The sequence below is a fragment of the Rothia sp. HMSC058E10 genome, from assembly GCF_001809415.1.
GTDB classification, from domain to species: Bacteria; Actinomycetota; Actinomycetes; order Actinomycetales; family Micrococcaceae; genus Rothia; species Rothia dentocariosa.
Window position 1 is genome coordinate 507 of sequence record NZ_KV797634.1, and the last position, 324, is coordinate 830.

Annotated in this window: 1 pseudogene; it reads right to left on the reverse strand. The window is 46.6% G+C overall.

The features are described 5' to 3' along the window. A pseudogene (locus HMPREF2609_RS07440) lies at positions 1-324 on the reverse strand (hypothetical protein); the annotation flags it as partial.

Here is a 324-nt window from a genome sequence, read left to right on the forward strand (position 1 = left end):
CGGGGCACCGTTCGGGAAGTTCCTGCGCTGTTCTTCCTCAAAATCGGACCAGGGGTATCGCACACCTTTACCTGCAATCATCACGTTCTCAGCACCCATCAGTTCCTCAAACTGTGGGAGATACGACGATGGAAGACCAACACCATACCCCACCACCACCGGGTACTGTTCATAAATATTTCCCCGGAATTTGGAATAATGGTGAACCATATTTTCAGCTAGTTGAAGGGCATACTCCGGAGCATAAAAAGGTGAACAACTTTCCTGGACACTAAAAAGATCCTCAAAGTTCTTATAGAATACAAAAAGACCCTGACGCATATC